The organism is Lactococcus cremoris subsp. cremoris KW2 (assembly GCF_000468955.1).
Classification (GTDB): Bacteria; Bacillota; Bacilli; order Lactobacillales; family Streptococcaceae; genus Lactococcus; species Lactococcus cremoris.
In genome coordinates, this window is record NC_022369.1 from 1,185,991 (window position 1) to 1,212,706 (window position 26,716).

Sequence of the window (26,716 nt, forward strand, 5' to 3'; positions counted from 1 at the left end):
TATCCAATTATAAATCATCCCTAAAATTAGGATGATTACGAAAAAACAGGCGTAAAACCTGTTTTTATTTTGTTTCAATAAGTTAGATAATTACTTCCTTAAATTATTTATAAAATTCATTTTAAAATTTAATTGTTTGGTTTTTGCTCAATCCAATTTTAAAGGCTCAGTGATTATATTATTATTTCTTCTGAATTGTTTAATACTATGCTATAATTTTGTTTACAATGAAGGAGGATTAAATTTGATAATTATAACGAGAAAAAATATAACGATATCCTTAAAAAAATATACTTTGAGGACAGATAAAATATGAAAACACAGAATATATTCTATAAAAGGATTAAATGTCTTTCAATGCAACAATCCTTATCAATAAATCAACTAGAAAAAGAGCTGGGTTATCCCAGAAACTCCTTACATAGTTACAAGGAAAATAGAGAACCTTCAGCGCAACGACTTATTGAAATATCGCTCTTTTTTAAGGTATCACCGTTTTACCTTTTAGGTATTGAGGATATCGATAGTCGTCCTAAAAACTTAGAAAGCGCATTTGAAAGGCTTAGTGAAAAACAAAAGAAACAATTGGCAGAACTTATTTTTCGTTGGATTGAGTCAAAAATATGAAAAATTCCACGAACTCAAGAAACTTATTCTTTAATAAAGGATAGAGGTACTTATTAAATTAAGAAAGTTATTTTACTTGCTATTAGAATTGAAATTTAATGTTCGGAATTTCCTTTATTTCATTTAAATTCATCTTGATATATTGACATTTCATTTTATATATCAAGAATCTCATGGTATAATCTTAGAGATAAAAAATGAATTTAGGGGTCTATGGTGATTAGAATTAGCAAAACTTGGTATTTTATAGGTGGTCTAGGTTTATTTATTGGCATTTTAAGCCATTTTGTTTTTGTTGGATTTATTGATGAGGTATTTGAATTTATTGGTGTATTATTAATAAGCGGTTCCATAATTTGTGCTCTTACAGGTCTTATTATAAAATATATTAGAAAGAAAAAAGATCTACTTTTTTGATTTTGTTTTTCTTTTTTTATTATTAATGCTGTCTACGAATGGAAACAACTTCTACCTCGATTCGTAATAAATTATTTTCTAAAGGCTTGTATATATAATATACAGCTCTTTTTTTGTTGATTGAGATAGAATCATTTCTTGTACTCCCTTAAATAAAATGATTGTATTTTGGGGATTCGTAATATTTATTATACACAAAAAAATAACGTGTATACAATATTATCAAATGCTAATCAAATTATAATATTGCTCTAATTATACTTGGTTTTATGTTATTATATTTTAGGACAAAATTTTGTACTCCAACCCAAAATAGAAAAGAGATTCAAATGATTAAATTGTACTTTACGAAATCCTCATCTACTTGTCGTAAAGCAAGAGAGTGGCTTATAAATAATAAGTTACCCTTTCAGGAAATAAACTTAAATAAAGCTACATTATCGCATAAAGAAATTTATCATATTCTGTCATTAACCGAAGCAGGGACTGATGATATTATTTCTAAAAGAGCAGCATCTTTTCAAGACATAGCATACACTTTTGAAGATCTAAGCTTGACTGATGCAGTTAGTATGATAAAGCAAAATATTTCACTCTTGAGAATCCCTCTCATCGTTGATGAGAGCCATATACAAGTTGGATTCAATGAAGATGATGTAAGAAAATTTGTTCCTCGGCCAGCAAGGAAAGTTAAAAAAAGACTATTAGATAAAAAGTTATATGAAATTCACTTAGAAAAATTACAAGAACAATAAATCTCATCTCAAAATTTCATATTCTAATGTTTTTATAATTTAATTTAATAAAGAAATTAAAACTGATTTATCGGGAGTTACATAATAAATATAAAAATTTGCTTGTGATTTGCTCTGCTAATACGTCTAAATTATTATTGATTATATTGCTTCAAATCCCAGTCAAATTAAGTACAAATGAAAACAAATAACAACTATTAGATTTCATGAAAGTAGCATCATTTCTAGTATTACTAATTGGAAGCATTATACTAGGAATTTTTTAGCAGGTCCAAAACTAATATTGCTGATAGAAATAGATATCTCTAGACCGATTCGGGATAAATCAACTAATGCTGTAAAATAGTTGAGAGTGATGGATTCATTAATAATTTTCAACTGGCTCCTCAGTTATGAGATTACTTCTATAAATTACATTGCCGCTAAGTACATCATCATAGTAATTTTGTTTGTTATCAATATAATCAATTGAAGCTTCAACTGTTTTCAATTGCTCCAGAAGTTCCATTTTTTTCTTATCGAGCATTATTTTTCGTTGGTTAATTGATTCTTGTCCTACAAGACAATACTCTAAGTACTGTTGCATTTCTGCGATTGTCATACCACATTTTTTTAAACAAGTAAGACTCTTAATCCAATCTACATCATGTTTATTAAAAATTCTGTAGTTATTTTTGTCTCTTTTGACATTAGGGATTAGTCCTTTGTTGCAGTAAAATTTAAGCGTATCGTACGAGAAATCACATAAATCACAGACTTCTTTCATAGTGTACATAAAAAAACTCCTAAAATAATATATTTTTCTTGACCGGGTGTTACACCCGAGTGTTATACTTAAATAGTATCAGAAATGATTATTAAAGGCAAGATGAATATATTTTAAAAATTACTATTTTTAATAGTTCGAATGCTTTTATATTTTCAAAAATGATGAAAGAGGATAAAAATGAAAACATTTAAATTAAACAATGATGTCGAAATTCCAGTATTAGGCTTTGGAGTTTTCCAAATTCCGAAAGATCAAACAAAACAAGCTGTTTTAGATGCGATTGAAGTGGGATATAGACACATTGATACGGCCCAATCTTATTTTAATGAGGAAGAAGTCGGTGAAGCAATTGCCGAAACTATCATTCCTCGAGATGATTTATTTATCACCACTAAAGTATGGCTCAGTAACTATGGATATGAGAATACAAAAGCTTCTATTAAAACTTCACTAGAAAAAATGAAACTTGATTACCTTGATTTAGTATTACTTCATCAACCTTTTGGAGATGTATTTGGGAGCTATAAAGCATTAGTTGATTTGCAAAAAGAGGGAAAAATACGAGCCATTGGTGTCTCAAATTTCAATGAGTTACGTTTAGCTGATATTGTCGCTTTCCAAGATACTGTGCCACAAGTTAATCAAATAGAAATTAATCCTTTCCATCAGAGAGAGGATGATTTGCAAAATGCTTTATCCCGTGGTAATGTTCAATTAGAAGCATGGGCACCTTTTGCAGAAGGAAAAAATGGCATTTTTGAAAACGAAATTTTACTGGAAATCGGAAATAAATATGGAAAAAGTTCAGCACAAATCATTTTAAGATGGCTTTATGAACGAGGCATTGTCAGCCTTGCAAAATCCGTCAAAAAAAATCGAATGAAACAAAATATTGATATCTTTGATTTCAGTTTAACAGCAGAAGATAAGGTAAAAATTGCCACTTTACAAACTTCTGGAAGTCAATTTTTTAATCATGATGATCCCAAAACAGTAGATTTTTTTGAAAATTTGCTTAAAGAGCGTGATATTTAATAAGAGAAAACTTATTGAATTAAATATTTAATTTCTTAATTAATAGGTGAAAAATAGGAGCTATCAGTTACTGACAGCTTCTATTTTTATGATTAAAATTAAAGAGGATACTTACAGCTATTAATAGCGTAATTTTTATCAGCTGTCAGCTATAATTATTAAGCTTTGTCAGTAATGATAGATTTTTTGAGTAAAAAAATTAAGGAAATAGAGGTAAAACAAAAAAATATTTAAAAAATCAAGGCTATTATGATATGATATTTAATGTAATTATTTTATGAAGGAGTGCTGTTTCAATGGCAAAGTCAAAAAAGGAAATTGAGAATATTATATTAGAACAAACTAATTTTATTCCAAATAATGAAAAAGGAAGAGAAATTTATATTTCGTTAAAATCCACCAAAAACGCTAAAAAGAATCGAAAAAATAATGAAAAATTTGCAAAGAGTGCAGATTTTGATAAATTAATCAAACTTTTTGGAGAAAATAAAGTAAGACTGGTTAATGGAGCATCTCAACGTGAAGTCGAAATAATCCGTTAAAATACAGCTTCAAATTAGATTTGGAGTAACATTTTCTCTAGAAAAATATAAATAATATAAATTGTATTTGAATAAAGAATTAATAACTAGATAGATAAGAAAGACTACTCACAAATGAGTAGTCTTTCTCATGAAAATAAAATAATCCAAATGATAGACAGCAGCCTTTGCAGGCTTTTTTTATTTTATAGAATTATAAAAAATGAAAGCTGTTGACTCTGCCTGACCAATTATGCTATAAATGATTAATAGAAAAATTGAGAATTTTTGAAATAAAGCTTAAACTTTGTAGATTTATAAAATTTTAACCATTTAAAAAAGATAGTAAATCCTTAATACTTTCAAAAATGTAAGAATAATCATAAATATTTTAGGTATGATAGAAGTATAGATAGTGAAATGTTGTATTATATATATTAGTCTAGGAGGAAAAAGGGATAATGGATAAAGTAAATATGACCAAAGGACTAACAAATACCGAAGTAGAAGAACAGAAAAAACTTGGAAACGTAAATGTAACGACAATTAAAGTCGGTAATTCAAATAAAGATATTATTATAAAAAATTCAATGACCATCTTTAACTTACTCAACCTCATCTTGGCAGTTGTGCTATTTGTTATTGGTTCTTATAAAAATATGTTATTTATTTTTTCAATTATCTCAAATACCTCTATCGGAATATATCAAGAAATCAAGGCCAAGCGAATTATTGAAAAGCTTTCTTTTCTCAAACAAGAAAAAGTAGAAGTAATTAGAGAAGGTGAAAAAGCAAGCATTCATAAAGAGGAACTCGTTTTAAATGATATAATTTGTTTGAAAAAGGGAGACCAGGTTCCAGTTGATGCGATAAGTTTAGAAAATGGAATGGATGTAGATGAATCCATGATTACCGGAGAGTCTGATTTTATTGAAAAGCAGACTGGTGACTTTATCTACTCTGGAAGTTTGGTTATGCAAGGAACAGCAAAGGCACAAGTTCAGGCTGTTGGGAACCATACTTTCATAAGTAAATTGGCCAAAGAAGCTTCTGTTTTAAAGAAAGCAAAGTCAAAAATTCAACAACAAATTGATAAAATCCTAAAAATAATCGTTATTGGTATTATTCCAATTTCTATCTTAGTGCTTTTGAACCAATTTGTATTTTCATCTTTAGATTTGTCTGTGATTCCACAAAGAAAGACAGCAATCATTGGTACAGCAGCAACAATTACTAGTTTGATTCCTGAGGGGTTAGTTCTTTTAACTTCAGTCGCATTAGCTTTAGGTGTCATCAAGCTCTCAAGAATGAATGTTTTGACCCAAGAGTTGTCAGCAATTGAAACATTAGCAAGAGTTGATGTTCTTTGTTTAGATAAAACAGGGACCATTACCGAAGGGCAGATGAATGTTGAGCAAGTCCTCTATTATGCAGAAGAAAAACCAGAAGTTGATAAAATCATGTCATTTATCATTTCCTTGGATGAAGAACAGAATGCATCAATGGAGGCGCTCAAAAAATACTTTGACACGAGTCAAAAAAGTAACTTTGAATTAGAAACTTATCATCCTTTCAGCTCAGAAACTAAGTATCAATCGATTGAATTAAAAGGAGGAAGTACTTATAATCTTGGCGCCTTTGATTTAGTAGCAAAAGAACTTACAACTAAACAAAATGCTGATATTGAAAAAGCACTAGATGAAGGATACCGGATACTTGCTTTATCACAGAGTAAACCAAACGAGAAAGATAGTCTGGTTTGCTTGATTTTGTTAAAAGATAGACCTAAAAAAGAAGCAAAACGAATTCTAGAATATTTTGAAAAACAAGGGACTAAAATAAAAATTATTTCAGGAGACCACCCTAAAACTGTTTCACTCATTGCAAAAGAAGTAGGTTTAGAAGCCGATTATGTTGGCTTATCAGAACTTCCTGATGATGAAAAAGAATTTAAAAAAATTGTTGAGGAAAAAACAATCTTTGGTCGGATAACACCAGAAAGAAAAAGAGATATTATCGCTTCACTTCAAAGTAATGGACATACAGTTGGGATGATTGGAGATGGAATCAATGATATTTTGGCTCTTAAAAAATCAGATTGTCCGATTGCTTTAGGAAGTGGAAATGAAGCAACAAAATCAGTGGCTCAATTTATTCTTTTAAAAAATGATTTCTCTGTCTTGCCTGACATTTTAAAAGAAGGAAGAAAGGTAATCAATAATATTACTCGAGTGGCAAGTATGAATCTTTTACGAGTAATCTATACTTTTACTCTGACCGTTCTTCTATTGATTACACATCATTTATTTCCTTTAGAGTCAATAAATTTGATGATGATGGGGATTTTCACTGTTGGAATTCCTAGTGCCCTACTTGTACTAGAGAAAGATGAGAAGCGAAACGAAGAAGATATTCTTCAAAAAATTAGAAATAATGCGTTGCCGACTGGGATAATTATTGGAGTAGCTATCTTTGCTATGCTAGCCTTAGCCTATAAATTTCCAATCTACACAAGCTTCACAAATGGACACGTCGTAACTCATTACAAAGAGTTTATCAGTGATGTGACTTTAATTATCGGAAGTGTTCAACTTTTCTCTCTTTATCTCTTATGTAGACCCTTAAGTCGATTCAGAGCAATAGTTATTACTGGAATGACGGCACTGTTTTATGGTACTTACTTCATTGAACCCGTAACAAAATTCTTAGGAATCGCTCCCTTCACAAGCTTCAGATTTCTTATTCCGACAAGTATATGTATTTTATTGATTTTGATTATTAGAGCATTCTTTTCAAAAGAAGTAAAAATGAGAAGTAAAAAGCTTATCTTACTCATTTCTTGTTTGCTCTTAGTTTCAGGGTTCTCTTTTACAAAGTTAAGACAGTATAGCGTGAGAGCAATGACTGATAGTCCTCAATACAAAAAAATATTAGTAAATAATTGGGAAAAGTCACAGCTCAATAAAGAAAATACAAACGAGAAATAAATGCAAAAACATTATCAGTTAGATAATGTTTTTTTATTTACTCTAATTTTATATTCTTGCTTTAATGATTTTATAGATAAGTGATTATAGTTTTTCAACTGATTCAACTGCTTGAACAAAACGAGACGCGATTTCAAGAGGTCTAGTAATTGCACCACCAATAACCATTCCGTCTACTCCAATTTTTTGGACATACTGTGCCTGTTCGGGACTGTGAATCCTTCCTTCAGCGATAACGGGAATTTTTGCCTCAACTAACTTTTCAAGTAATTCAAAGTCAGGTCCATCTTGTTTTTTACTTTCTTCTGTATAGCCACTGAGAGTAGTTCCAACAAAGTCTACTCCAGCAGAATAAGCATTTTCACACTCTTTAAAATTTGAGCAGTCAGCCATTAAAAGTTGAGTTGGATATTTTTCTTTGATTTTTTTGATAAATTGATTAATAGTTAGCCCATCATGACGTTCTCTCAGAGTACAATCTAAGGCTATTACCTCACAAGAAGTAGCAACTAATTCATCAATCTCTTTCATAGTCGCTGTAATGAAGGGCTTTTGAGGCAAATAATCTTTTTTAATAATACCTATGATGGGTAAACTTACCGCTTTTTGAATTTCTTTTATATCTCTGACCGAGTTTGCTCTGATAGCGACAGCTCCAGCTTGTTCAGCAGCTTTTGCCATCAAAGGCATAACTCCTCCATTTTCAGAATATAATGGTTCACCGGGTAAGGCTTGACAAGATACGATTATTCCACCCTTTATTTTTTCTAAAAATTGTTCTTTATTCATTCTCCATTTACCCTCCATAAAATCTGTTTTTGGATAATTACTCCATAATTAATATAGCATACGCTTACATTTTTGTCAATTATGATAAAATAAATTTAAGATACAAGAAATTATGAGTTAATTACCAAAGGAAAATTATGAAAATTGAAACAGTCATTAAAGAAAAATATGAATTACTTACTAAATCAGAAAAGAAGATTGCAAATTATGTATTAGCTTCAAAGGAGCGTATTGTTTATGGAACAATGAATGATATCAAAAAAGCAATCAAGGTTGGCGATGCAACCATAGTAAGATTTTGTCAAAAATTGGGTTATTCAGGATTTTCAGATCTTAAAATAGAAGTTGCTAAGGAAAGTTATTCTCAAAAGTCTTCTAATAGAACAGATCTGACCTTATTTTTTGATGAGAATGAAAATAGCATTATTGAGATTCTTCATGAAACAAAATCAAAATTAGATTTAGAACAATTTGAAAAAAGTTCAAAATTAATTTCTGAAGCTTCGGCTATTTATATTTTTGGGGTAGGTTTAAGCGGCAATACTGCGAAAGATTTAGAAGCGATGTTTCTTCGTATTGGGGTTCCAGTTAAAGCAATTAGTGACTCTCATTTTCAATTGCAAACAGCTGCCCTATTAAAAAAGACAGATTTAATCATTGGCATTTCATTATCCGGTAAGACATTAGAATTATTTGAATCCATTAAGATTGCCAAAGAACAAAAAGCTCAGATTATTACAATTACTAGCTCAGACTATTCACCACTTGCCCAACTTTCTGATATTAATTTGCAAACAGTGAATGAAGAGTTTTTTGATGGTGGCTCACTCACTGGAAAAATCTCACAATTATATATTTGTGAAATTTTGGTTAAAAATCACGAGCGACTTTATAAAGATAAAGCAATTCAGAGTAGAGAAGCGATTATCAGAGCAGTTATGGATAAGACAGTTGAGTAACTTCTTTATTATTCAGCTTTTAGTGATGTTTGTTGAACCTTATTGAAATACTATGTTATAATATGGACATGACAAATTTCAAGAAAAACGATATATTTGAAGCAGAAGTCCTTGATTTGACACATGAAGGGCAAGGAGTGGTTAAAGTTGATTCTTACCCATTTTTTGTAGACAATGCCTTACCTGGTGAACGGATAAAAATGCGCGTTCTTAAAGTTGGAAAATCATTTGGTTTTGGGCGTGTGGATGAATTTATAAGCCAAAGTGAGCATCGCACGACTCAGTTAAATCTTGATTATTTAAGAACTGGGATTGCTGATTTTGGTCATCTGACTTATAATGAACAAGTAAAATTTAAACAAAAGCAAGTCGTTGATATTTTAAGAAAAACGGCTGGGAAGGAAGATTTCCCTGTTTCTCCAGTTATTGAATCTATTAAAACGATAAAATATCGAAATAAGGCACAGATTCCTGTTCAAATGGTTAATGGGATTTTAACTACTGGATTTTATAGAAAAAATTCTCACTCATTAATTCCAGTCGAAGATTTTTATATTCAACATCCTGAAATTGATGCAGTTGTCCTTTTTTTGCGTGATGAGTTTCGGAAAATTAATTTACAAGCTTACGATGAAAAAACGCGCAAAGGTTGGCTACGAAATATTGTGGTTAGAAGAGGTTTTCATACAAGTGAAATGATGGTTAGCCTTGTTGTAACCAGTAAAAAACTCCCAGAAAATGTTGATTTGGTAATTGACAAATTAGTGGAGCATTTTACTAATATTAAATCTGTTCAACTCAATATTAATAATGGAACTGGCTCATTTATTTTAGGTAAAGAGTTCGTTTTATTGTATGGAAAAGATTTTATTACAGATTTGATGTTGGACAAAACTTATCAAATTTCTGCACCAGCTTTTTATCAAGTCAACACTCCACAAGCTGAAAAACTTTATGAAACAGCATTTGAATTCGCAGAATTAAAACCAGGAGATATTGTTATCGATGCCTATTCTGGTATTGGAACAATCGGAATCAGCATGGCTGATCGAGTCGCTGAGGTTTATGGGATGGAAGTTGTTCCGGCTGCTGTTGAAAATGCAAAACGTAATGCTCAATTAAATGAACTTGAGAACACACATTATGAAGTAGGAACAGCAGAAAAAATTATGCCCAAGTGGCTTGATGAAGGAATAAAACCTGATGTTATTTTTGTTGACCCACCAAGAAAAGGGCTCGATGAAACTTTTATTAAATCAGCAACAGCAACTAATCCTCGGAGAATCGTTTATATTTCATGTAATCCTGCAACCTTTGCTCGAGATGTTGTACGTTTTGAAAACGAAGGCTATATTTTAGATAAAGTTCAACCAGTTGATTTATTCCCACAAACGCATCATATTGAACTTGTTGCTCGCTTTAATAAAAAATAAAAGAGGATAGTATTTTAGAAAATCCTAACCATAGAAAGAAAATCATGATTCGCATAACACAAATCAAAATTTCAATTGACGAACCTGTCAGTAAAGTTAAAAGTCTTGTTTTAAAAAAATTAAGGCTTCAAGAAGCTGACCTGCTCGATTATCGAATTTATAAAGAATCAATTGATGCAAGACACAAAGGCGAAATTGATTTTATCTATACTGTTGACATTAAACTTAAAGATGAATCCAAAATACTGTCTAAAAAAATTAAAAATGTTTCTTTAGCACCAGAACTAGACTATGTTAATCCGCAACTTGGAACTAAAAAAATGGTAAACCGCCCAGTCGTCATTGGATTTGGCCCTGCTGGAATGTTTGCTGCTTTACTTTTGGCTCAAAATGGTTATCGTCCAATTGTTTTAGAACGAGGCCAAGCAGTTGATGAACGTGTAAAATCAATTGACAAGTTTTGGCTTGAGGGGAAACTTAATCCAAAATCAAATGTTCAATTTGGTGAAGGTGGAGCAGGGACTTTTTCTGATGGAAAATTAACCAGTCGTGTTCGTGATTTACGTGGACGAAAGATTTTAGAAGAGTTTGTTGAAGCTGGTGCCCCAGAAGATATCCTTTATAAGGCACATCCTCATGTCGGGACAGATTTATTACGTGATATCGTTAAAAATATCCGAAAACAAATTATCGAGTTGGGTGGGGAAGTCTATTTTGATGCTCAAGTTGAAGAATTTTTAATTGAAGATGAACAATTACAAGCAGTAAAACTTGCTGACGGAAAAATCGTTAAAACAAATCATGCAATTTTAGCCATTGGTCATTCAGCTCGTGATACTTTTTCAGAACTTTATGATAAAGGGGTAACAATTACCGCTAAACCCTTTGCTGTTGGAGTTAGAATTGAACATCCTCAGTCATTGATTAACAAGGCTCAATATAAAGAATTTGCTGATCATCCACGTTTAGGTGCGGCAGAATATCGTTTAACTCACAAGTCATCATCAGGTCGAGGCGTTTATACTTTCTGTATGTGTCCAGGAGGACTCGTTGTTCCGGCTGCCTCAGAAGAAGGTGGACTTGTCACAAACGGAATGTCTGAACATGCCAGAGACCAAAAAAATGCAAATTCTGGACTTTTAGTCCAAGTCTTCCCTGAAGATTTCCCAAGTAATCATCCTCTTGCTGGAGTTGAATTTCAAAAAGAATTAGAACATAAAGCTTTTGAATTAGGCGGTTCTAATTATCAGGCTCCTGCACAACTTGTTGGAGATTTCCTTGACGGAAAAGCTTCCAAAGCAATGGGTTCGGTTGAACCAAGTTATGCCCTAGGAGTAAAACCAACAAATCTTGAATCATTATTCCCAGACTATGTTACACAATCTATGCGAGAAGCGATTGTTGGTTTAGATAAAAAAATGCACGGTTTTGCACTTTCTGATGCAGTGATGACTGGTGTTGAATCTCGTTCATCTTCACCCGTCAGAATTAACCGTGATGAAGAAAATTTTCAATCAGTTTCAACTAAAGGAATCTATCCTTCAGGAGAAGGAGCAGGCTTTGCCGGTGGAATTGTTTCGGCTGGAATTGATGGTTTAAAATGTGCTGAAGCACTAATTTCTGAGTTTGCAAAACCACTGACGGAGGCGTAAAATGGTTCCTAAATTTCATGATTACGAAAGAGAATCAGAAAATTTTTATGACCGTATTGCTAGCCAATTTGACCATAGTTTTGATGGATTTTTGGCCAGCTTTTTTAAAAGATTTATCCTTAAAAATCTAAAATTTGAACAAAATTCTAAGATTTTGGATGTCGGTTGTGCTAACGGAAAGCTTCTGGCGATGCTAAATGACAAAAAGAAAATTGTCGGTAGTGGCTTGGATATTTCGTCAGAAATGATTAAAGTTGCCAAAGATCAGTACCCATATTTTACTTTTGAACAAGGTTCTGCTCAAGAAATTCCCTTTAATAACGAGAGCTTTGATTTAATTATTTGTTCGGCTAGCTTCCATCATTTCCCAAAACCTGAGCGTTTTTTGATAGAAGCTGAATGCCTGCTCAGACCCAATGGAAGATTAGTGATTGCAGAAATTCACATTCCATTTATCACAAAAATTTATAATTGGTGGATTAACCGTTTCTCGACAGAAGGAGACGTGAAAGTCTATCAGCCAAAAGAACTGACAGAACTTTTCAATCAAAATGGTTGGAAAATTAATAAAAAAAAGATTTTTTTACAGATTCAATATTATGAACTTGAAAAAAATTACTGACAGGCTCCTCTTGGAACTTATTGACAAGTCTGTCAGTAATTCTAAAATAAGAATTAGGAAAAATTATGGAACAAGAACAACACCGCAGTTTTAAAGCCTCTTGGTTTTTCAAGTGGTTCATTAATAATAAAGTCGTTGCAAGTTTAGCGATTGTCCTTCTCTTTTTATTGAATATTTTATTACTCAATAAAGTTGGATTCATTTTTAAACCTGTCGGAGAATTTATTACAGTCATTTCTCTGCCAGTTATTTTAGCAGCAGTATTTTACTATTTACTTAATCCGATAGTTGATTTTTTGGAAAAAAGACGAGTTCCGCGTGTGCTGACAATTATTGTCCTTTTCTTAATTATCGCAGCTTTGATTGCTTGGGGCTTAATTGTTGCTATTCCAAATGTCATCAGTGGAGTAGACAATTTCGCGTCATCGGTCCCTCATTATGTTAACACTGCCCAAAAAGAGATTAATGCTTTAGCAAAAAATCCACACTTTGAGCAATTCCGACCACAAGTTGACCAATTTGCCAAATCAATTGGGAATCAATTGATTGATTGGTCAAAAACTTTCTCTGTTAATGCCGTAACGACTCTTTCACATCTCATCAGTAAAACTACAAGTATTTTGATTTCTTTGATTGTCTTCCCATTTGTTCTTTTTTACTTGTTAAGAGATGGTCAAAGATTAAATGGCTTTGTCACTCATTTATTGCCCAATGATTGGCGTAAAGAAACATCAAAAGTCTTGCATGAAATTAATAGTCAACTTTCAAATTATGTGCGTGGTCAAGTCTTAGTTGCCATTGCTGTTGCCATTATGTTCATGATCGGGTTACCAATTATTGGATTGCGCTATGCAGTAGCCTTGGCAATTACAGCAGGTTTCTTGAACTTAGTTCCATTTTTAGGCTCATTTTTAGCCGCTATTCCAATGGTAATCGTTGGTTTGGCGATTGGTGGACCTTTGATGCTTGTAAAAGTAATCATTGTTCTTATCATTGAGCAAACTCTTGAAGGGCGCTTTATTTCTCCTTTGGTTCTTGGAAAACAAATGTCAATCCATCCGATTACGATTTTATTTGTTTTACTGACAGCTGGTCAAATCTTAGGAGTTTGGGGAGTTCTACTTGCGATTCCATTTTATGCAACACTCAAAGTGATTATTGTTCACGTTTATGAATGGTATCGTGAAATTTCAGTCCTTTATCGTGAAGAAACAGCTACAGAAGAAGCTAAAGAGTAATTAATAGAATAAAAAATAAGGAGAAAAATGTCATATTCAGAAGATACAATTGACTTTTTACATCAGGGAGACCTGATTGGAATGCAAAATTCACTTGCAAAAGCATTAAAAAACGATAATAATGAAATGTTGGCTGACCTTGCCGAATATCTGCAAATGATGGGTTTTATTGATGAAAGTCAAAAAATTTATGACCAAATCATGTCTGAACACCCAGAGTCAACCGATTATCTGATTAATTTAGCAGAGATAGCTGAAGATAATGGTAATTTAGATGAAGCTCTGAACTATCTTTATCAAATTCCAGTAGACGATGAAAACTATATTGCTGCACTCGTTAAAATTGCTGATTTATATCAGTATGAAGGTGATTTTGAAACAGCAATTTCAAAATTAGAAGAAGCACGAGAATTATCAGATTCTCCGCTTATCACCTTTGCTTTGGCTGAATCTTATTTTGAACAAGGTGATTATTCAGCCGCAATTACAGAATATGCCAAACTTTCAGAACGTAAAATTTTGCATGAAACAAAAATATCTATTTACCAAAGAATTGGCGATTCTTATGCTCAATTAGGTAATTTTGAGAATGCCATTTCATTTCTTGAAAAATCATTTGAATTTGATGAAAAACCTGAAACTTTATATAAAATCGCTCTTCTTTATGGAGAAATTCATAACGAAACAAGAGCTATTGCTAATTTCAAACGATTAGAGAAAATGGATGTTGATTTCTTGAACTATGAGTTAGCTTATGCTCAAACATTGGAAGCCAATCAAGAATTTGAAGCTGCACTAGAAATGGCACAGAAAGGTTTGAATAAAAATCCAAATGCCGTTCCTTTACTTCATTTCGCCTCAAAAATTAGTTTCAAATTAAAAGATAAAGCAGCAGCAGAACGTTACCTCATGGATGCCTTGAACTTACCAGAATTACATGATGAAACTGTCTTTCTACTTGCTAACCTATACTTTAATGAAGAAGATTTTGAAGCGGTCATTAATCTTGAAGAACTTTTAGAAGATGAACATTTATTAGCTAAATGGCTTTTTGCAGGAGCACATAAAGCTTTAGAAAATGATTCTGAAGCGGCTGCTTTGTATGAAGAACTCATTCAAACTAATTTGTCAGAGAATCCAGAGTTTTTAGAAGACTATATTGATTTTCTTAAAGAAATTGGTCAAATTTCTAAAACAGAACCAATTATTGAACAATATTTGGAACTTGTTCCAGATGATGAAAATATGAGAAATTTGCTGACAGACTTAAAAAATAATTACTGACAAAGCTGTCAGTAATTATTTTTATTGTAAGCTAGAAAATTCACAAACTTGCGTCAAAATAATTGTAAAAGGGTCTATTATCTGATAAAATGATTGTGAAGTAATCCAAGAGATTATGAAATATGAATTAGAACAAATAGAGGTAAAATAAAAAATGTCTGAGAAACAATTTGGGGCGAACTTGGTTGTCGATAGTTTGATTAACCATAAAGTGAAGTATGTATTTGGGATTCCAGGAGCAAAAATTGACCGGGTTTTTGATTTATTAGAAAATGAAGAAGGCCCTCAAATGGTCGTGACTCGTCATGAGCAAGGAGCTGCTTTCATGGCTCAAGCTGTTGGACGTTTGACTGGCGAACCTGGTGTAGTAGTTGTTACGAGTGGTCCAGGGGTATCAAACCTTGCAACTCCACTTTTGACTGCAACATCAGAAGGTGACGCTATTTTGGCTATTGGTGGACAAGTTAAACGCAGTGACCGTCTCAAACGTGCACACCAATCAATGGATAATGCTGGAATGATGCAATCAGCAACAAAATATTCAGCAGAAGTACTTGATCCTGATACACTTTCTGAATCAATTGCCAACGCTTATCGTATTGCCAAATCAGGACATCCAGGTGCAACTTTCTTATCAATCCCCCAAGATGTAACGGATGCCGAAGTATCAATCAAAGCCATTCAACCACTTTCAGACCCTAAAATGGGGAATGCCTCTATTGATGATATTAATTACTTAGCGCAAGCAATTAAAAATGCCGTATTGCCAGTAATTTTGGTTGGAGCTGGTGCTTCAGATGTCAAAGTCGCTTCATCATTGCGTAATTTATTGACTCATGTTAATATTCCTGTCGTTGAAACATTCCAAGGTGCTGGTGTTATTTCACATGATTTAGAGCATACTTTTTACGGTCGTATCGGTCTTTTCCGCAACCAACCAGGGGATATGCTTTTGAAACGCTCTGACCTTGTTATTGCTGTTGGTTACGACCCAATCGAATACGAAGCTCGCAACTGGAATGCCGAAATTGATAGCCGCATCATCGTTATTGATAATGCCATTGCTGAAATTGATACTTACTACCAACCAGAACGTGAATTAATTGGGGACATCGCGGCAACATTGGATAATCTTTTACCAGCCGTTCGTGGTTATAAAATTCCAAAAGGAACAAAAGAATATCTTGATGGCCTTCATGAAGTTGCTGAACAACACGAATTCGATACTGAAAACACCGAAGAAGGCAGAATGCACCCACTTGATTTGGTCAGCACTTTCCAAGAAATCGTCAAAGATGATGAAACAGTAACCGTTGACGTAGGTTCACTATACATTTGGATGGCACGTCATTTCAAATCATACGAACCACGTCACCTTCTCTTCTCAAACGGAATGCAAACACTTGGTGTTGCACTCCCTTGGGCAATCACAGCCGCATTGTTGCGCCCAGGTAAGAAAGTTTATTCTCACTCAGGTGATGGAGGTTTCCTCTTCACAGGTCAAGAACTCGAAACCGCCGTTCGTTTAAACCTTCCAATCGTTCAAATCATCTGGAATGATGGTCATTACGACATGGTAAAATTCCAAGAAGAAATGAAATATGGACGTTCAGCAGCCGTTGATTTCGGTTATGTTGATTACGTAAAATATGCTGAAGCAATGGGAGCAACAGGCTACCGTGCCCACAGCAAAGAAGAACTTGCCGAAATTCTAAAATCAATTCCAAATACTACAGGTCCTGTAGTAATTGATGTACCTTTGGACTATTCTGATAATATTAAGTTAGCAGAAAAATTATTGCCAGAAGAATTTTACTGATAAAAAACAAGCAAATTGTGAAATAACAAAAATAAAAGAAGAAGTCCTTGAACCTCTAAGCGTTCAGGGATTTTTTTCATTTATTATTAATCAAAAAACAATTTAATTTAATGGAGTCCTTTAATGAGTAAAATCACGATGGCATAGGAGAAACTTGAAATAATTCCCAATATCCAAAAACCAAGTCCTTGATAAATAAGACCACCGGCTATAGACGCGAGAGTCAGTCCGAGATAAAGAGCAGATGAATTAAAGCTCATCAAAGTTGAGCGATTTTGAGTAGATAAAGTCACAAGATAGGCAGAAATCGCGGTTCCCCCCCAGCCCATAGAAAAGGCGAGCAAAATTAGAAATATAATGAGACCTAAAATACTGTTGCTAAACAGTCCTAAAGCCAATGTAAAGCTAAGTGAAGCACAAGCATTGAATAAAATTGACTTTACTCGTCCTAATTTGTTCATAATCAACCCACCAGTTGAAGCAGCAATAAAATTTGCGGTGCCGTAAATTAGAAAAACTAGACCAGCTTTCCCACTACTAAAATGGAAATGCTCTGCTAAAAAACTTCCAAGGAAAGTATAGACTAGGTAAAATCCAAACATCCAAAAGAAATCTAGAAGAAGTGTATGAATCACATTTTTAGCTTTAAAAACATTTCTAAAATTGACCAAATAGCTAATTTTTTGATTTTGAGCAGTAGTATTTGGGATAATGGCTATTATAAGAATGAGCGAGAATACTGTAAGAACGGCAGATGCCCAAAAGGCACTATGCCAATTGCTTAGTTGAGAGAGAAAAGACCCAAGTGGGACACCGACTGCCACAGAAAGTGAAAGACCCGCCATTGAAATTCCCATAATTTTATTCATCAATTGCCCATTAAAATAACTACCAATGAATGCCCAGACATTTGGGAGAAAGAGAGCAGCACCTAGTCCCGCAGCTGCACGATAGATGTAAAAAGTTGCAAGATTTGTAGCAATTGCGCAAAGAAGAGTAGCCCCTAAAAAAAGACTCATGCCGGTGATTAAAAGTTTACGTTTACTAAAACGGTCGCCTAAAGGGCCAAACAATGGAGCACCAATCATTTCACAAAGGGCATACGTTGTGACACCAAGGGCAGTTTGACTAATTGTTGCATGAAAGTCTTGAGCAATTTGAGGGAGTAATGGGCTGATGATAAAACTATCAGCCCCGACGACAAAGACACCAAGGAAAAGTCCAGTGACGATAGAAAAATTTTTAATGTTCATAAAGTCAGATTACGCTTTGTTTATTGAACTTTCAAGTGAACTTTTGGGAACTAAGTTACAAAGTTGATACTACTTGTGGGATTTTAGAAAAGTGGTAAAATGAGCTTATGGAACTTGAAACAGAAAATACTTTTATAAAACATAGTCAAATTCATGGAGAATTTTGTCCTTTAGATACAACAATCAAAATTTTGTCGGGTCGTTGGAAAACAATTATTTTAAATCGTTTGATGAAAGAGGAATTGCATTTTAATGAACTTGCAAGACGGATTCCCGATTGTACGAGAAGAATGCTAGCTTTACAACTTCATGAACTAGTTGAGGCACAAATCATTAGAAAAAATATAAACTTTGAATTGTTACCTGTACAGATTTCTTATGAATTAACAAATTTGGGAAAATCACTTTTACCGATTGTTTGGACAATGAACGACTGGGGAATACAATATATTAAAGAAGTGACAGGAATTACCGATGTGGACCCATCTTGTGAAGGAAAAAAATAAGAATTAATTCTGAACAACAATTAGATTTTATGATATATATGTATTTCAAATAAGAAACGTATCAAAAATCAATCATCTAAAACAAACAGAATTTTTTTTAGAATTTTTCATTAAATACAGCAAAAGTTCAAACTATTATGACCGGTAGACCGGTCATTTTTTTTTAGACATTTCTTACTCAAAACATCGAGTTAGTAGAAATTTAAAAATAAATCATTTCAGTTAATTATTTATAATTAACCCCCTAAAAACAGCTTTAAATCTGTGGAAATTATACAAAATAGTTAATTTATTAGATATCAGAATAAACAAATATGTTTTTATAATATATTACAATATAGAAGTAATAATATAGGAAAAATCAGTATACTATTGCACCAAATAAAAAGTTCATTCACTCTTTCAAATTTCCCTATCAATTTATCAGGAAAGTTAAGAATGAAGATGAAACAATGATTTAAAAAAATATTTTAAAGGTGAGGAAAAATAATGAAAAAATTAATCAATAAAAAGATTTATCGGATATTTTTACTAGTCGTTTTAGTGGTTATTGTGGTAGGAACAATTTGGTATATAAAAAATGAGGAAGATTTTTCTCATTTGGTTTCACGCCCCCAAGATGTGAAGATGTGGCAAGCAGATCCGCGGCCCTTACAGAGTGAGAAGGCTGTTATCAAGCAAACAAATAAGCTTAACCTTAAAAATAAGGGGCAAGATGTTTCTTTGAAGAGTATGGAACTTGTTGTGATTCCAGGACTTCGAGGCGCGTGGTCGATTAATCCTAAAACAAAAAAAGCGGCCTTTGGTGATGATTGGATTCCTCAAGGCGTGACTCAATCTGATGATAATTACTATATTAGTGTTTATGATGGGGATTATCATTTAGATTCTTTAATTTTTCAAATTGATAAAAAGACTAAAAAATATGTGAAGACAATTATTCTAAATTCAAAAGCGCACGTTGGAGGGATTGTTTACGATGAAAAATATAAACAATTGATTTACTCAAATGATACCAGTAAGTCTGCGGGTTTTGGCTATCTTTCAAAAACAGATATGGACGCATATCACGCCGAAAAAGTGAAAGCACCGATTCATTCAAAAGAAATCAAATGGCCTATAGGGTCACGAACTTCCGCTATTACACTTTATAATAATCAATTATTAGTCGCAAAGTATGGTTCAAATAAAAATGACCGTTCAATAGTGGCAGTCCCTCTTGATAGTAAGGGATTTGTTCCTGTTCCATCGAATGAAGAATTAACAAAATTAGATTCAGAAATGACTCAAGAATCTTCTAAAACAAAAGATTCAGATACGATAATGAAAAAATATGTTCAAATATTAGTCCAAATGAAGTTATTAAATTCATGGGCACCAGCTTGGGACAGGCTTCAAGGTATTGCCGTATCCAAAATTGGTGTCACTTTACTGACCCAATCAAATGGTCAAGCCCCTGGTAAACTATGGGTTCAACTGCCTAAAAAAGGGACCGACAGTTCACGATTAGACTATATTCCCCCAACAACGGGAGTAAGAGAAATTTCTATTCCAGCTTCGGTTGAAGGGATAAGTTTAGATTCAAGTGAAAATCAGATTGCTTTAGTTTTTGAAAGTGGAGCGAAAAAATATCGTAAGAATAATTCCTTATTTTTCCATTCTAACTATATGGACCGATTAATGATTCTTCCAATATCCATAAGTGGGAATAAAAATAATTAAAATCAATAAAAACTGGTTTAAAGAAGTCTTTATGGGGGCTCAGTATCTACTTAAATAAGAAATACTCAAAATTAATCATTGAGGTAGTAAATTATGCTAAAAAATAACTACGGCAAAACCGAAAAAGAAATTCGCAAGGCTAGCGGTCTTTCTTTGTCAGCATTTCAGGATTTAGGAATATCTCCTGCGACACTTTCAGAATTTGAAAATGGAAAAAGGAAACTTAATTTTAAGACGCTAACCTCATGTTTAAGCATCCTCAAAGTACCTTTTGATTCATTTATTGATTTAGCCAAACACTATCCTATTTTTTAGTCACTTGGAGTTTCTTCTTATTGGAATTGATATTTGAACAAATGTCGGAGTAACTGTTTTCATCAATAAACACGCTCAACTTTTATCAACAATGGTGATACTCTAGTAAATGATTTTTTCAAAAATGCTAAACTTTATAGTGAAAAAATTATTTTAAGAAGAAATATAAGATTTGAGGATATAGAAACTTTTCAACGATATTTTTTGAATTATTTGCGAACAAGATAATATTATACGATAACCTATTAAAACTTTAATAAAAAACTCAACATAATTTATGAGCTAATGAAAACAAGTGCCCCCTGAATATTCATAAATTCAGGGGGTTATTTTTGTTAAATTGGCTATTTTTTAGTTTACTGAATATCATTTTGGAGCAATAATAATTAGTGCTATAATGAAATCGAATACAAGTTCACTAAAATAGTATTATTTTAATACAAACTGAAAAGGATGAGGAATGAAATTTAATAAAAAAAGAGTTGCAATAGCCACGTTTATTGCTTTGATATTTGTAAGTTTTTTTACAATATCATCAATCCAAGATAACCAAACTAATGCAGCCGAACTTTCTTCCACTCGTTCAATTGATGTTGAAACAGGGGCAACAACTCTTAATCGGAGTGATTTTAATGATAACTTTACTTTATCAGGTACAGTTGGCATGCGTTATCAGGTTGGTGGTGCATTTAATCCGACAGGCCCAGCATTAACTGACGAACAGACAAAGGCTAGATACGATGCTGAAACTGGTATTATTACACTAACACCAAATCGCAATGACTGGTCAGGAAATTTTACACTTAATAATCGTATTTCGACAGAGCAACCTTTTAAGCTCAAAGGTGCTATTTATCTTGGAGATAGAACTGATGCAGATTGGAGAGATACCGATGTTGGAGAAAATGGCGGAACTCCAAGTGGTGGGGCCGATGGAATAGGATTTGCTTTTCATCCAGAAGAAGTTGGAAGTGTTGGCTTCACGGGAGCAAATATGGGTATTGGAGGCCTGAAAGGAGCTATTGGTTATAAATTTGATACCTATTGGAATACTCCTCAACAAAGTAATGATGATGATAATCATAGATTAGGCTGGGAAATAGACCCTGAAAATAAAGGAGCACATCTAGGAAACCCTTTTGGTTCTTTTATTGAGACAACAACAACACCAACCGCAGCTAATAGTCCGCTTTTAAATTCTGGGCGAACAGTAACTTTTCCCACCGAAGCAGGTTTTGCTGTAGGAGATTGGAGCCAAATTGCATGGTTAGATACGAGTAAAATTTTACAAAATTCAGGAGAAAATCGTCGAATTGAAATTGGAGATGATAACACTGGTAACCCTGTCCAAGGTTCAAATAGACGTGAAACACCAGATTATGGATATGATGCGAATGAGCTGTTGAGTCCCTCTGAAAAAGATAACACAACTGGTTTTCAAAATGTTATTTATGATTATCAACCAGATGGTGCAGGTAAAGGTATACTAAAAATTTATCTTCTTCATGGTGTGACGACTAATCCAATTGGTCCAAACGCATTGACTGATTCTGGAATTAACTATGATTTAATTGGTCAAAAGCAGATTGAATCATCTGATTCGCTAGCTTTAGCAGTCTCTGCTTCGACTGGAGCTTTTCGGAACTTACAACAATTTAGATTTGATTCTTTTGAATATTCGGCAGTAAAGAGATTAACAATTGATAAAACTTGGGACGATAACAATAATGCAAATGGGATAAGGCCCGATACTGTTGAAGTTCAGGTTTGGGCCAATCTTAAAGCAACAAGTAATAAAGAAGAGGTACGTCTTCCTTATAAGACTCCAATAAAACTAACTTCAACTGATAATTGGCATTATGTTTATGATAATCTTCCTAAATATAACAATGAAGGGCGTGAAATTTTCTATGATGTCACAGAGCTTCCCGTTGCTGGATATGAGTCAACTTACCAAAGAATGAATGGTGATGAAGTTTCTGATATTCATATTGAAATTTCTAATAAAACTCAAAATCCTTTAACCATATCAGGAGAAAAAATCTGGTTGGATGAAGGAGATACTGATTCACGTCCAGATCATATTACTATTCAACTGTGGCGCAGAGATAATAATCAGGAGCGCCAGGTTAAATTTAATGAATTATCTGCTGGTTATCAAAGCATTTATGGACAAGTAAATCCCAATGATTTCGTGACACAAGAAACCAATTCAAATAAGAACTGGGAATATTCTTTTTCTTATTTGAGCGGAACAGAGACTGTGGCAGGACTAGAGCAAGGTATCCAATATTTCTTTAAGGAGGAACTACCAGGTAATTATAAATATAAATATCAGACGCAAGTGATTGGTCATGATATTGTTAATACGCCTATTGAAGTAGAAAAAACTAGCTTAATCGTCAATAAAGTCTGGGAGGATACAGGTTATGAGAAAAATCGGCCGGAATCAATTACAGTTCAATTGTATGCAGACAACATTGCACAAGGAGAACCAACTATCATTAGTGCAAATGAAAACTGGACTAAAGAGTTTAACGATTTAATACTACGAGATGCTAAAGGAAACGAAATTTCATATTCAGTTAAAGAGTTAAACGTAACCGAAGACTATCAGCTAAGACAATCGCAAGAGGATAAGAAAATTACTCTAATTAATAAATTTGTGAAGAAAGAAGTAAAGCCTGAGGAAAAGGATAAGCAGCAGCAGAATAATAATAGTAATAATAAAGAGAAAGAGAGTAGTCCCAATAACGAAGAAATAAAGAAAGATAATGTAGAAAAAGAAACTACAAATAGTCTTCCAATTGTTGGTCAATATCCAGAAGTTTGGATGATTTTATTAGGAACTGGTTTATTATTTATTGTCCTGATCTTAATAAAATATAAATCAAAGAATAAAAAATCTTCTAATAAAGACTAAGCGTTCTCGTAGTATAAATCAAATATAGTGAACATATTTTGAACAATATACAATCATTGTTGGCAAAAAGGAGAAAAAAATGTATAATATAGAGTACATGACATCAATGTAACAATTTTATAATCAAAAAAGAAGCCCAATAAGTCTTTATAGTTAAACATTAAGTTGTTTAACTATCACTGTGTTTATAAAAAAGAATAAAAAGACTCCGAAAAATTAAGATTTTTCGGAGTCTTTTTTAGCTCAAATTCCCAAATAAGAAGCTTATACGTCTTTAGTGTTTTCATTTAATGACTTTTATTTACCTATCTATAATATTTTAAATACGATAATTTTGATTCAAAGTTAGTAAATGTGAGTACTAGCCAATTTAAACAAATGATTATAACAGAATAATCACAGTACTTTCAGAAAAATCTTAATTTTTCGGACAAATTAAATTTTGATATTTCGAAAGGAAAAATGATGGAAGAGAGCTTATTTTATAAACGTGTTAAAAAACTTGGGGAAGACTTAGGTAAATCTTTTAATCAAATTGAAAAAGAGTTGGGTTATTCGCGAAATGCCTTGAGTAATTATAAAACAAAGACAATGCCCTCGGCTATTCGCTTATTAGAGTTAGCAGAATACTTTGATGTAAGTCCACGTTATCTACTCGGAATGGACGAAATGTGCGAAAATAGTAGAGAAAAAAATAGCTTTACAGAATTTCTTTTTGAAAATTTGGATAAGAACCAAAAACTTGAGATCTGTAAACTTTCACAAATCTGGATGATGCACGAATTAAAGGAGAGTTAAGTTCAAATTTAATGCTATTTGGTTCCACTCATAGATTGTAATGAAAAGACAATGGGTTCTTTTTAGAATTTATTTATATTAAAAAATTTATAATTAAAAACTGAAAAGGCCTCTGAAAAGGTCTTTTTGTTTACTGATAGTCGAATATTACTTACTGATTATGTTATGATAGAATGAAACAACTGGAGGAAGAAATAAACATATATGGTTCAGCTATCAGAATTAGCATCAGCACTTAAACAAACAGAAAGTAAAGGAGTATTTTCTAAACATCCTAAAGGCTTTGGTTTTGTACATCCAGAGGGTGAGACAGACAAAACTAATGATATCTACATCGGTCAAAACGAAACTAAATTTGCAATGGATGGAGATAAGGTTACTGTTAAGGTTTTATACCCTAAGACAGAAAGACGGGGCGCAAGCGGACAAATTATTAAAATCAATGAACGAGCAGTCGTTGATACAGTTGGAACTTACCGTTCTTTATCTAATCGTCAAGCCAAAGCTTTGGGATATAAAGGTCGAATCGAACTCTTTAATGACCGTATTTCAGATACTCTTTACATAAAACAGCCCTTAACAGGAGTACAAGAAGAAGATGTAGTAAGTATTAAAGTTACTCAATATCCAACAGATACTAAAGCATTTGAAGGAAAAATTACGAAAATCATTGGTCATAAAGGTGAAGTTGGCCTTGATATCTTAGAAGTTTTGTATGCTATGAAAATTCCACAAGAATTCTCAGCTGAAACATTAGCTGAGGCTGAGTCATTTTCTGAAGAATTAACCCAAGAAGACTTGCAAGGACGTGAAGACTATCGTAATGAAATCACTTATACCATTGATGGAGAGGATTCTAAAGATTTAGATGATGCGATTCATGTTAAGAAATTATCGAATGGACATTTTGAATTAGGGGTCCACATTGCTGATGTCAGTCATTATGTGACCGAAGGTTCTTCTTTGAATGAAGAAGCTTATGCGCGAGCAACCTCGGTTTATGTGACTGATAGAGTAGTTCCAATGTTACCTGTCAGATTGTCTAATAACCTGTGCTCACTTAATGAAGCTCAAGAACGGCTAACAATGTCTTGCCTAATGGAAATTGATGATAAGGGCAAGATTGTCACTTATAAGATATCTCCATCAGTCATAAAAACAACTTACCGCATGACTTATAGCAATGTGAACAAGATGATTCATCAGGGGCAAGAAGGACACCGCGAAGCATTAGAAAAATATTCTAAAATTGCTGATTCGATAGAAGTAGCCGTTGAACTTCATGAAATTCTCGAAACAATGCGAAAAGACAGAGGGATGATTGAATTTGATGAGAGTGAAGCAAAAATAATTTTAGATGATGAGGGTCACCCAATTGAAATTGTAAAACGTGACCGTGATACTGCAGAACGCATGATTGAATCCTTCATGCTTATGGCAAATGAGACTGTTGCTCTTGATTTCCAAAAGAAAAAATTACCTTCATTGTATCGTGTCCATGAAACTCCTAAGGAAAAAGCATTTGCTAAATTGATGGAAGCTGCCGCAGAAGCTGGATTTTCTTTGAGTTCTGACTCTCATCAAGCCATAAATTTCTTTGCTGATGAGATTAAAGGTACAAGTTTTGAAAAAGCCTTAACTTATCAACTTCGTCATACCATGTCAACAGCGGTTTATTCTGAAAAAAATACAAAACATTTTGGACTTGCAGCGACTAACTACACACATTTCACAAGTCCAATTAGACGTTATCCTGACTTAATTATTCATCGTTTATTACATTTATATCCTTCTGACCATTCCAACCGTACTAAAGACGAATGGAAAGAACGTTTGCCTGAAATTGCTAGTCACTCTTCCGATATGGAACACCGTGCTGTTGTCACTGAACGGATTATTGATGCGATGAAGAAAGCAGAATACATGTTAGAACGTATCGGTGAGGTTTATACTGGTACGGTCACAGGAGTACAAAAGTTTGGTATTTTTGTAGCACTAGATAATACCGTTGAAGGTTTAGTTCGAGTACCAAATTTACATACTGGGACAACAGAAGAACTTGAATTTGACGAAGAAATGAGTATTATTAAAGGGAAAAAATCGGAAACAATTTATCAAGTTGGAAAAGAAATAAAAATTCGTGTTATTGCTGCCAATAAACGAAAAGGAACTGTAGATTTTGAACAAATCGCTCCTGAAAAAAACTAGCAATTTGCTAGTTTTTTTTCTTATGTTTTTTATTAGCTAATATCGTCTTTACAGTATATTTTACATAACATAAATTATGTCAGT

At 33.0% G+C, this 26,716-nt stretch carries 22 protein-coding genes; 19 read left to right on the forward strand and 3 right to left on the reverse strand.

Features of this window, described 5'->3' with window-relative positions; genetic code table 11:
• Nucleotides 1–312 precede the first annotated feature (312 nt).
• The 3 genes from KW2_RS05680 to KW2_RS05690 all read left to right on the forward strand — a co-directional run bounded on the left by KW2_RS05680 (nt 313) and on the right by KW2_RS05690 (nt 1,799).
• A complete protein-coding gene (locus KW2_RS05680; RefSeq protein WP_021037225.1) occupies nt 313–627 on the forward strand; it encodes a helix-turn-helix domain-containing protein in 315 nt (104 codons plus the stop codon).
• 213 nt (nt 628–840) lie between these two features.
• Complete coding sequence (locus KW2_RS05685; protein ID WP_021037226.1) at nt 841–1,044, forward strand: hypothetical protein; 204 nt, start codon at nt 841–843, stop codon at nt 1,042–1,044.
• A gap of 329 nt (nt 1,045–1,373) precedes the next feature.
• The gene (locus KW2_RS05690) at nt 1,374–1,799 is read left to right on the forward strand and encodes a Spx/MgsR family RNA polymerase-binding regulatory protein (protein WP_021037227.1); all 426 of its coding nucleotides are present in this window, start codon (nt 1,374–1,376) and stop codon (nt 1,797–1,799) included.
• 364 nt (nt 1,800–2,163) lie between these two features.
• Here KW2_RS05690 and KW2_RS05695 read toward each other — a convergent pair whose 3' ends face one another.
• Nucleotides 2,164–2,574: a MerR family transcriptional regulator gene (locus KW2_RS05695; RefSeq protein ID WP_021037228.1), complete on the reverse strand. Its 411-nt coding sequence runs from the start codon at nt 2,572–2,574 to the stop codon at nt 2,164–2,166.
• Between the two features lie 171 nt (nt 2,575–2,745).
• Between KW2_RS05695 and KW2_RS05700 the strand changes: the two genes are divergently transcribed.
• From KW2_RS05700 to KW2_RS05710, 3 genes are all read left to right on the forward strand, one after another.
• Nucleotides 2,746–3,603 carry an aldo/keto reductase gene (locus KW2_RS05700; protein ID WP_021037229.1) on the forward strand — a complete coding sequence of 286 codons (858 nt, stop codon included), beginning with the start codon at nt 2,746–2,748 and terminating at the stop codon, nt 3,601–3,603.
• A 296-nt stretch (nt 3,604–3,899) separates the two neighbouring features.
• A complete protein-coding gene (locus KW2_RS05705; protein ID WP_021037230.1) occupies nt 3,900–4,145 on the forward strand; it encodes a hypothetical protein in 246 nt (81 codons plus the stop codon).
• 440 nt (nt 4,146–4,585) lie between these two features.
• Complete coding sequence (locus tag KW2_RS05710; protein ID WP_021037231.1) at nt 4,586–7,111, forward strand: HAD-IC family P-type ATPase; 2,526 nt, start codon at nt 4,586–4,588, stop codon at nt 7,109–7,111.
• An 84-nt stretch (nt 7,112–7,195) separates the two neighbouring features.
• Here KW2_RS05710 and KW2_RS05715 read toward each other — a convergent pair whose 3' ends face one another.
• Entirely contained in the window at nt 7,196–7,900 is a 705-nt protein-coding gene (locus tag KW2_RS05715) for an N-acetylmannosamine-6-phosphate 2-epimerase (RefSeq protein WP_021037232.1), read from the reverse strand.
• Nucleotides 7,901–8,037: 137 nt separating this feature from the next.
• Here KW2_RS05715 and KW2_RS05720 point away from each other — a divergent pair, with 137 nt between their 5' ends.
• The 7 genes from KW2_RS05720 (at nt 8,038) to alsS (ending at nt 16,907) form a co-directional block, all read left to right on the forward strand.
• A complete protein-coding gene (locus KW2_RS05720) occupies nt 8,038–8,859 on the forward strand; it encodes a MurR/RpiR family transcriptional regulator (RefSeq protein WP_021037233.1) in 822 nt (273 codons plus the stop codon).
• A gap of 62 nt (nt 8,860–8,921) precedes the next feature.
• Entirely contained in the window at nt 8,922–10,292 is a 1,371-nt protein-coding gene (rlmD, locus tag KW2_RS05725; RefSeq protein WP_011835190.1) for a 23S rRNA (uracil(1939)-C(5))-methyltransferase RlmD, read from the forward strand.
• 44 nt (nt 10,293–10,336) lie between these two features.
• On the forward strand, nt 10,337–11,944 hold the full coding sequence (locus KW2_RS05730) for an NAD(P)/FAD-dependent oxidoreductase (RefSeq protein WP_021037234.1): 1,608 nt from the start codon (nt 10,337–10,339) through the stop codon (nt 11,942–11,944).
• A 1-nt stretch (nt 11,945) separates the two neighbouring features.
• Nucleotides 11,946–12,566, forward strand: a complete 621-nt coding sequence (locus tag KW2_RS05735) for a class I SAM-dependent methyltransferase (protein ID WP_021037235.1) — start codon at nt 11,946–11,948, stop codon at nt 12,564–12,566.
• Between the two features lie 65 nt (nt 12,567–12,631).
• On the forward strand, nt 12,632–13,804 hold the full coding sequence (locus KW2_RS05740; RefSeq protein ID WP_011676167.1) for an AI-2E family transporter: 1,173 nt from the start codon (nt 12,632–12,634) through the stop codon (nt 13,802–13,804).
• A gap of 27 nt (nt 13,805–13,831) precedes the next feature.
• Nucleotides 13,832–15,088 carry a tetratricopeptide repeat protein gene (locus KW2_RS05745; protein ID WP_021037236.1) on the forward strand — a complete coding sequence of 419 codons (1,257 nt, stop codon included), beginning with the start codon at nt 13,832–13,834 and terminating at the stop codon, nt 15,086–15,088.
• Nucleotides 15,089–15,242: 154 nt separating this feature from the next.
• A complete protein-coding gene (gene alsS / locus KW2_RS05750; RefSeq protein WP_011835185.1) occupies nt 15,243–16,907 on the forward strand; it encodes an acetolactate synthase AlsS in 1,665 nt (554 codons plus the stop codon).
• 107 nt (nt 16,908–17,014) lie between these two features.
• Here the strand turns inward: alsS and KW2_RS05755 are convergent, their stop codons facing one another.
• A complete protein-coding gene (locus KW2_RS05755; RefSeq protein WP_021037237.1) occupies nt 17,015–18,160 on the reverse strand; it encodes an MFS transporter in 1,146 nt (381 codons plus the stop codon).
• 107 nt (nt 18,161–18,267) lie between these two features.
• On the opposite strand from KW2_RS05755, the gene KW2_RS05760 reads away from it, so the two are divergent.
• The 6 genes from KW2_RS05760 (at nt 18,268) to rnr (ending at nt 26,632) form a co-directional block, all read left to right on the forward strand.
• A complete protein-coding gene (locus KW2_RS05760) occupies nt 18,268–18,666 on the forward strand; it encodes a winged helix-turn-helix transcriptional regulator (RefSeq protein WP_014572641.1) in 399 nt (132 codons plus the stop codon).
• A gap of 489 nt (nt 18,667–19,155) precedes the next feature.
• Nucleotides 19,156–20,388 (forward strand): hypothetical protein, encoded by a 1,233-nt coding sequence (locus KW2_RS05765; protein ID WP_021037238.1) that lies wholly within the window; start codon nt 19,156–19,158, stop codon nt 20,386–20,388.
• Between the two features lie 93 nt (nt 20,389–20,481).
• A complete protein-coding gene (locus KW2_RS05770; RefSeq protein WP_021037239.1) occupies nt 20,482–20,703 on the forward strand; it encodes a helix-turn-helix domain-containing protein in 222 nt (73 codons plus the stop codon).
• A gap of 460 nt (nt 20,704–21,163) precedes the next feature.
• Nucleotides 21,164–23,626 carry a Cna B-type domain-containing protein gene (locus KW2_RS05775; protein ID WP_021037240.1) on the forward strand — a complete coding sequence of 821 codons (2,463 nt, stop codon included), beginning with the start codon at nt 21,164–21,166 and terminating at the stop codon, nt 23,624–23,626.
• 465 nt (nt 23,627–24,091) lie between these two features.
• On the forward strand, nt 24,092–24,424 hold the full coding sequence (locus KW2_RS05780; RefSeq protein WP_011676161.1) for a helix-turn-helix domain-containing protein: 333 nt from the start codon (nt 24,092–24,094) through the stop codon (nt 24,422–24,424).
• Nucleotides 24,425–24,628: 204 nt separating this feature from the next.
• On the forward strand, nt 24,629–26,632 hold the full coding sequence (rnr, locus tag KW2_RS05785) for a ribonuclease R (RefSeq protein ID WP_021037241.1): 2,004 nt from the start codon (nt 24,629–24,631) through the stop codon (nt 26,630–26,632).
• Nucleotides 26,633–26,716 lie beyond the last annotated feature (84 nt).

Coding starts and splice junctions, on each gene's coding strand:
- KW2_RS05720 (WP_021037233.1), top strand. CDS start 8,038: ATGAAAATTGAAACAGTCATTAAAGAAAAATATGAATTACTTACTAAA.
- KW2_RS05760 (WP_014572641.1), top strand. CDS start 18,268: ATGGAACTTGAAACAGAAAATACTTTTATAAAACATAGTCAAATTCAT.
- KW2_RS05745 (WP_021037236.1), top strand. CDS start 13,832: ATGTCATATTCAGAAGATACAATTGACTTTTTACATCAGGGAGACCTG.
- KW2_RS05780 (WP_011676161.1), top strand. CDS start 24,092: ATGGAAGAGAGCTTATTTTATAAACGTGTTAAAAAACTTGGGGAAGAC.
- KW2_RS05680 (WP_021037225.1), top strand. CDS start 313: ATGAAAACACAGAATATATTCTATAAAAGGATTAAATGTCTTTCAATG.
- KW2_RS05705 (WP_021037230.1), top strand. CDS start 3,900: ATGGCAAAGTCAAAAAAGGAAATTGAGAATATTATATTAGAACAAACT.
- KW2_RS05765 (WP_021037238.1), top strand. CDS start 19,156: ATGAAAAAATTAATCAATAAAAAGATTTATCGGATATTTTTACTAGTC.
- KW2_RS05690 (WP_021037227.1), top strand. CDS start 1,374: ATGATTAAATTGTACTTTACGAAATCCTCATCTACTTGTCGTAAAGCA.
- KW2_RS05730 (WP_021037234.1), top strand. CDS start 10,337: ATGATTCGCATAACACAAATCAAAATTTCAATTGACGAACCTGTCAGT.
- KW2_RS05755 (WP_021037237.1), bottom strand. CDS start 18,160: ATGAACATTAAAAATTTTTCTATCGTCACTGGACTTTTCCTTGGTGTC.
- KW2_RS05740 (WP_011676167.1), top strand. CDS start 12,632: ATGGAACAAGAACAACACCGCAGTTTTAAAGCCTCTTGGTTTTTCAAG.
- KW2_RS05735 (WP_021037235.1), top strand. CDS start 11,946: ATGGTTCCTAAATTTCATGATTACGAAAGAGAATCAGAAAATTTTTAT.
- KW2_RS05770 (WP_021037239.1), top strand. CDS start 20,482: ATGCTAAAAAATAACTACGGCAAAACCGAAAAAGAAATTCGCAAGGCT.
- KW2_RS05700 (WP_021037229.1), top strand. CDS start 2,746: ATGAAAACATTTAAATTAAACAATGATGTCGAAATTCCAGTATTAGGC.
- KW2_RS05710 (WP_021037231.1), top strand. CDS start 4,586: ATGGATAAAGTAAATATGACCAAAGGACTAACAAATACCGAAGTAGAA.
- rnr (WP_021037241.1), top strand. CDS start 24,629: ATGGTTCAGCTATCAGAATTAGCATCAGCACTTAAACAAACAGAAAGT.
- rlmD (WP_011835190.1), top strand. CDS start 8,922: ATGGACATGACAAATTTCAAGAAAAACGATATATTTGAAGCAGAAGTC.
- KW2_RS05715 (WP_021037232.1), bottom strand. CDS start 7,900: ATGAATAAAGAACAATTTTTAGAAAAAATAAAGGGTGGAATAATCGTA.
- KW2_RS05695 (WP_021037228.1), bottom strand. CDS start 2,574: ATGTACACTATGAAAGAAGTCTGTGATTTATGTGATTTCTCGTACGAT.
- alsS (WP_011835185.1), top strand. CDS start 15,243: ATGTCTGAGAAACAATTTGGGGCGAACTTGGTTGTCGATAGTTTGATT.
- KW2_RS05775 (WP_021037240.1), top strand. CDS start 21,164: ATGAAATTTAATAAAAAAAGAGTTGCAATAGCCACGTTTATTGCTTTG.
- KW2_RS05685 (WP_021037226.1), top strand. CDS start 841: ATGGTGATTAGAATTAGCAAAACTTGGTATTTTATAGGTGGTCTAGGT.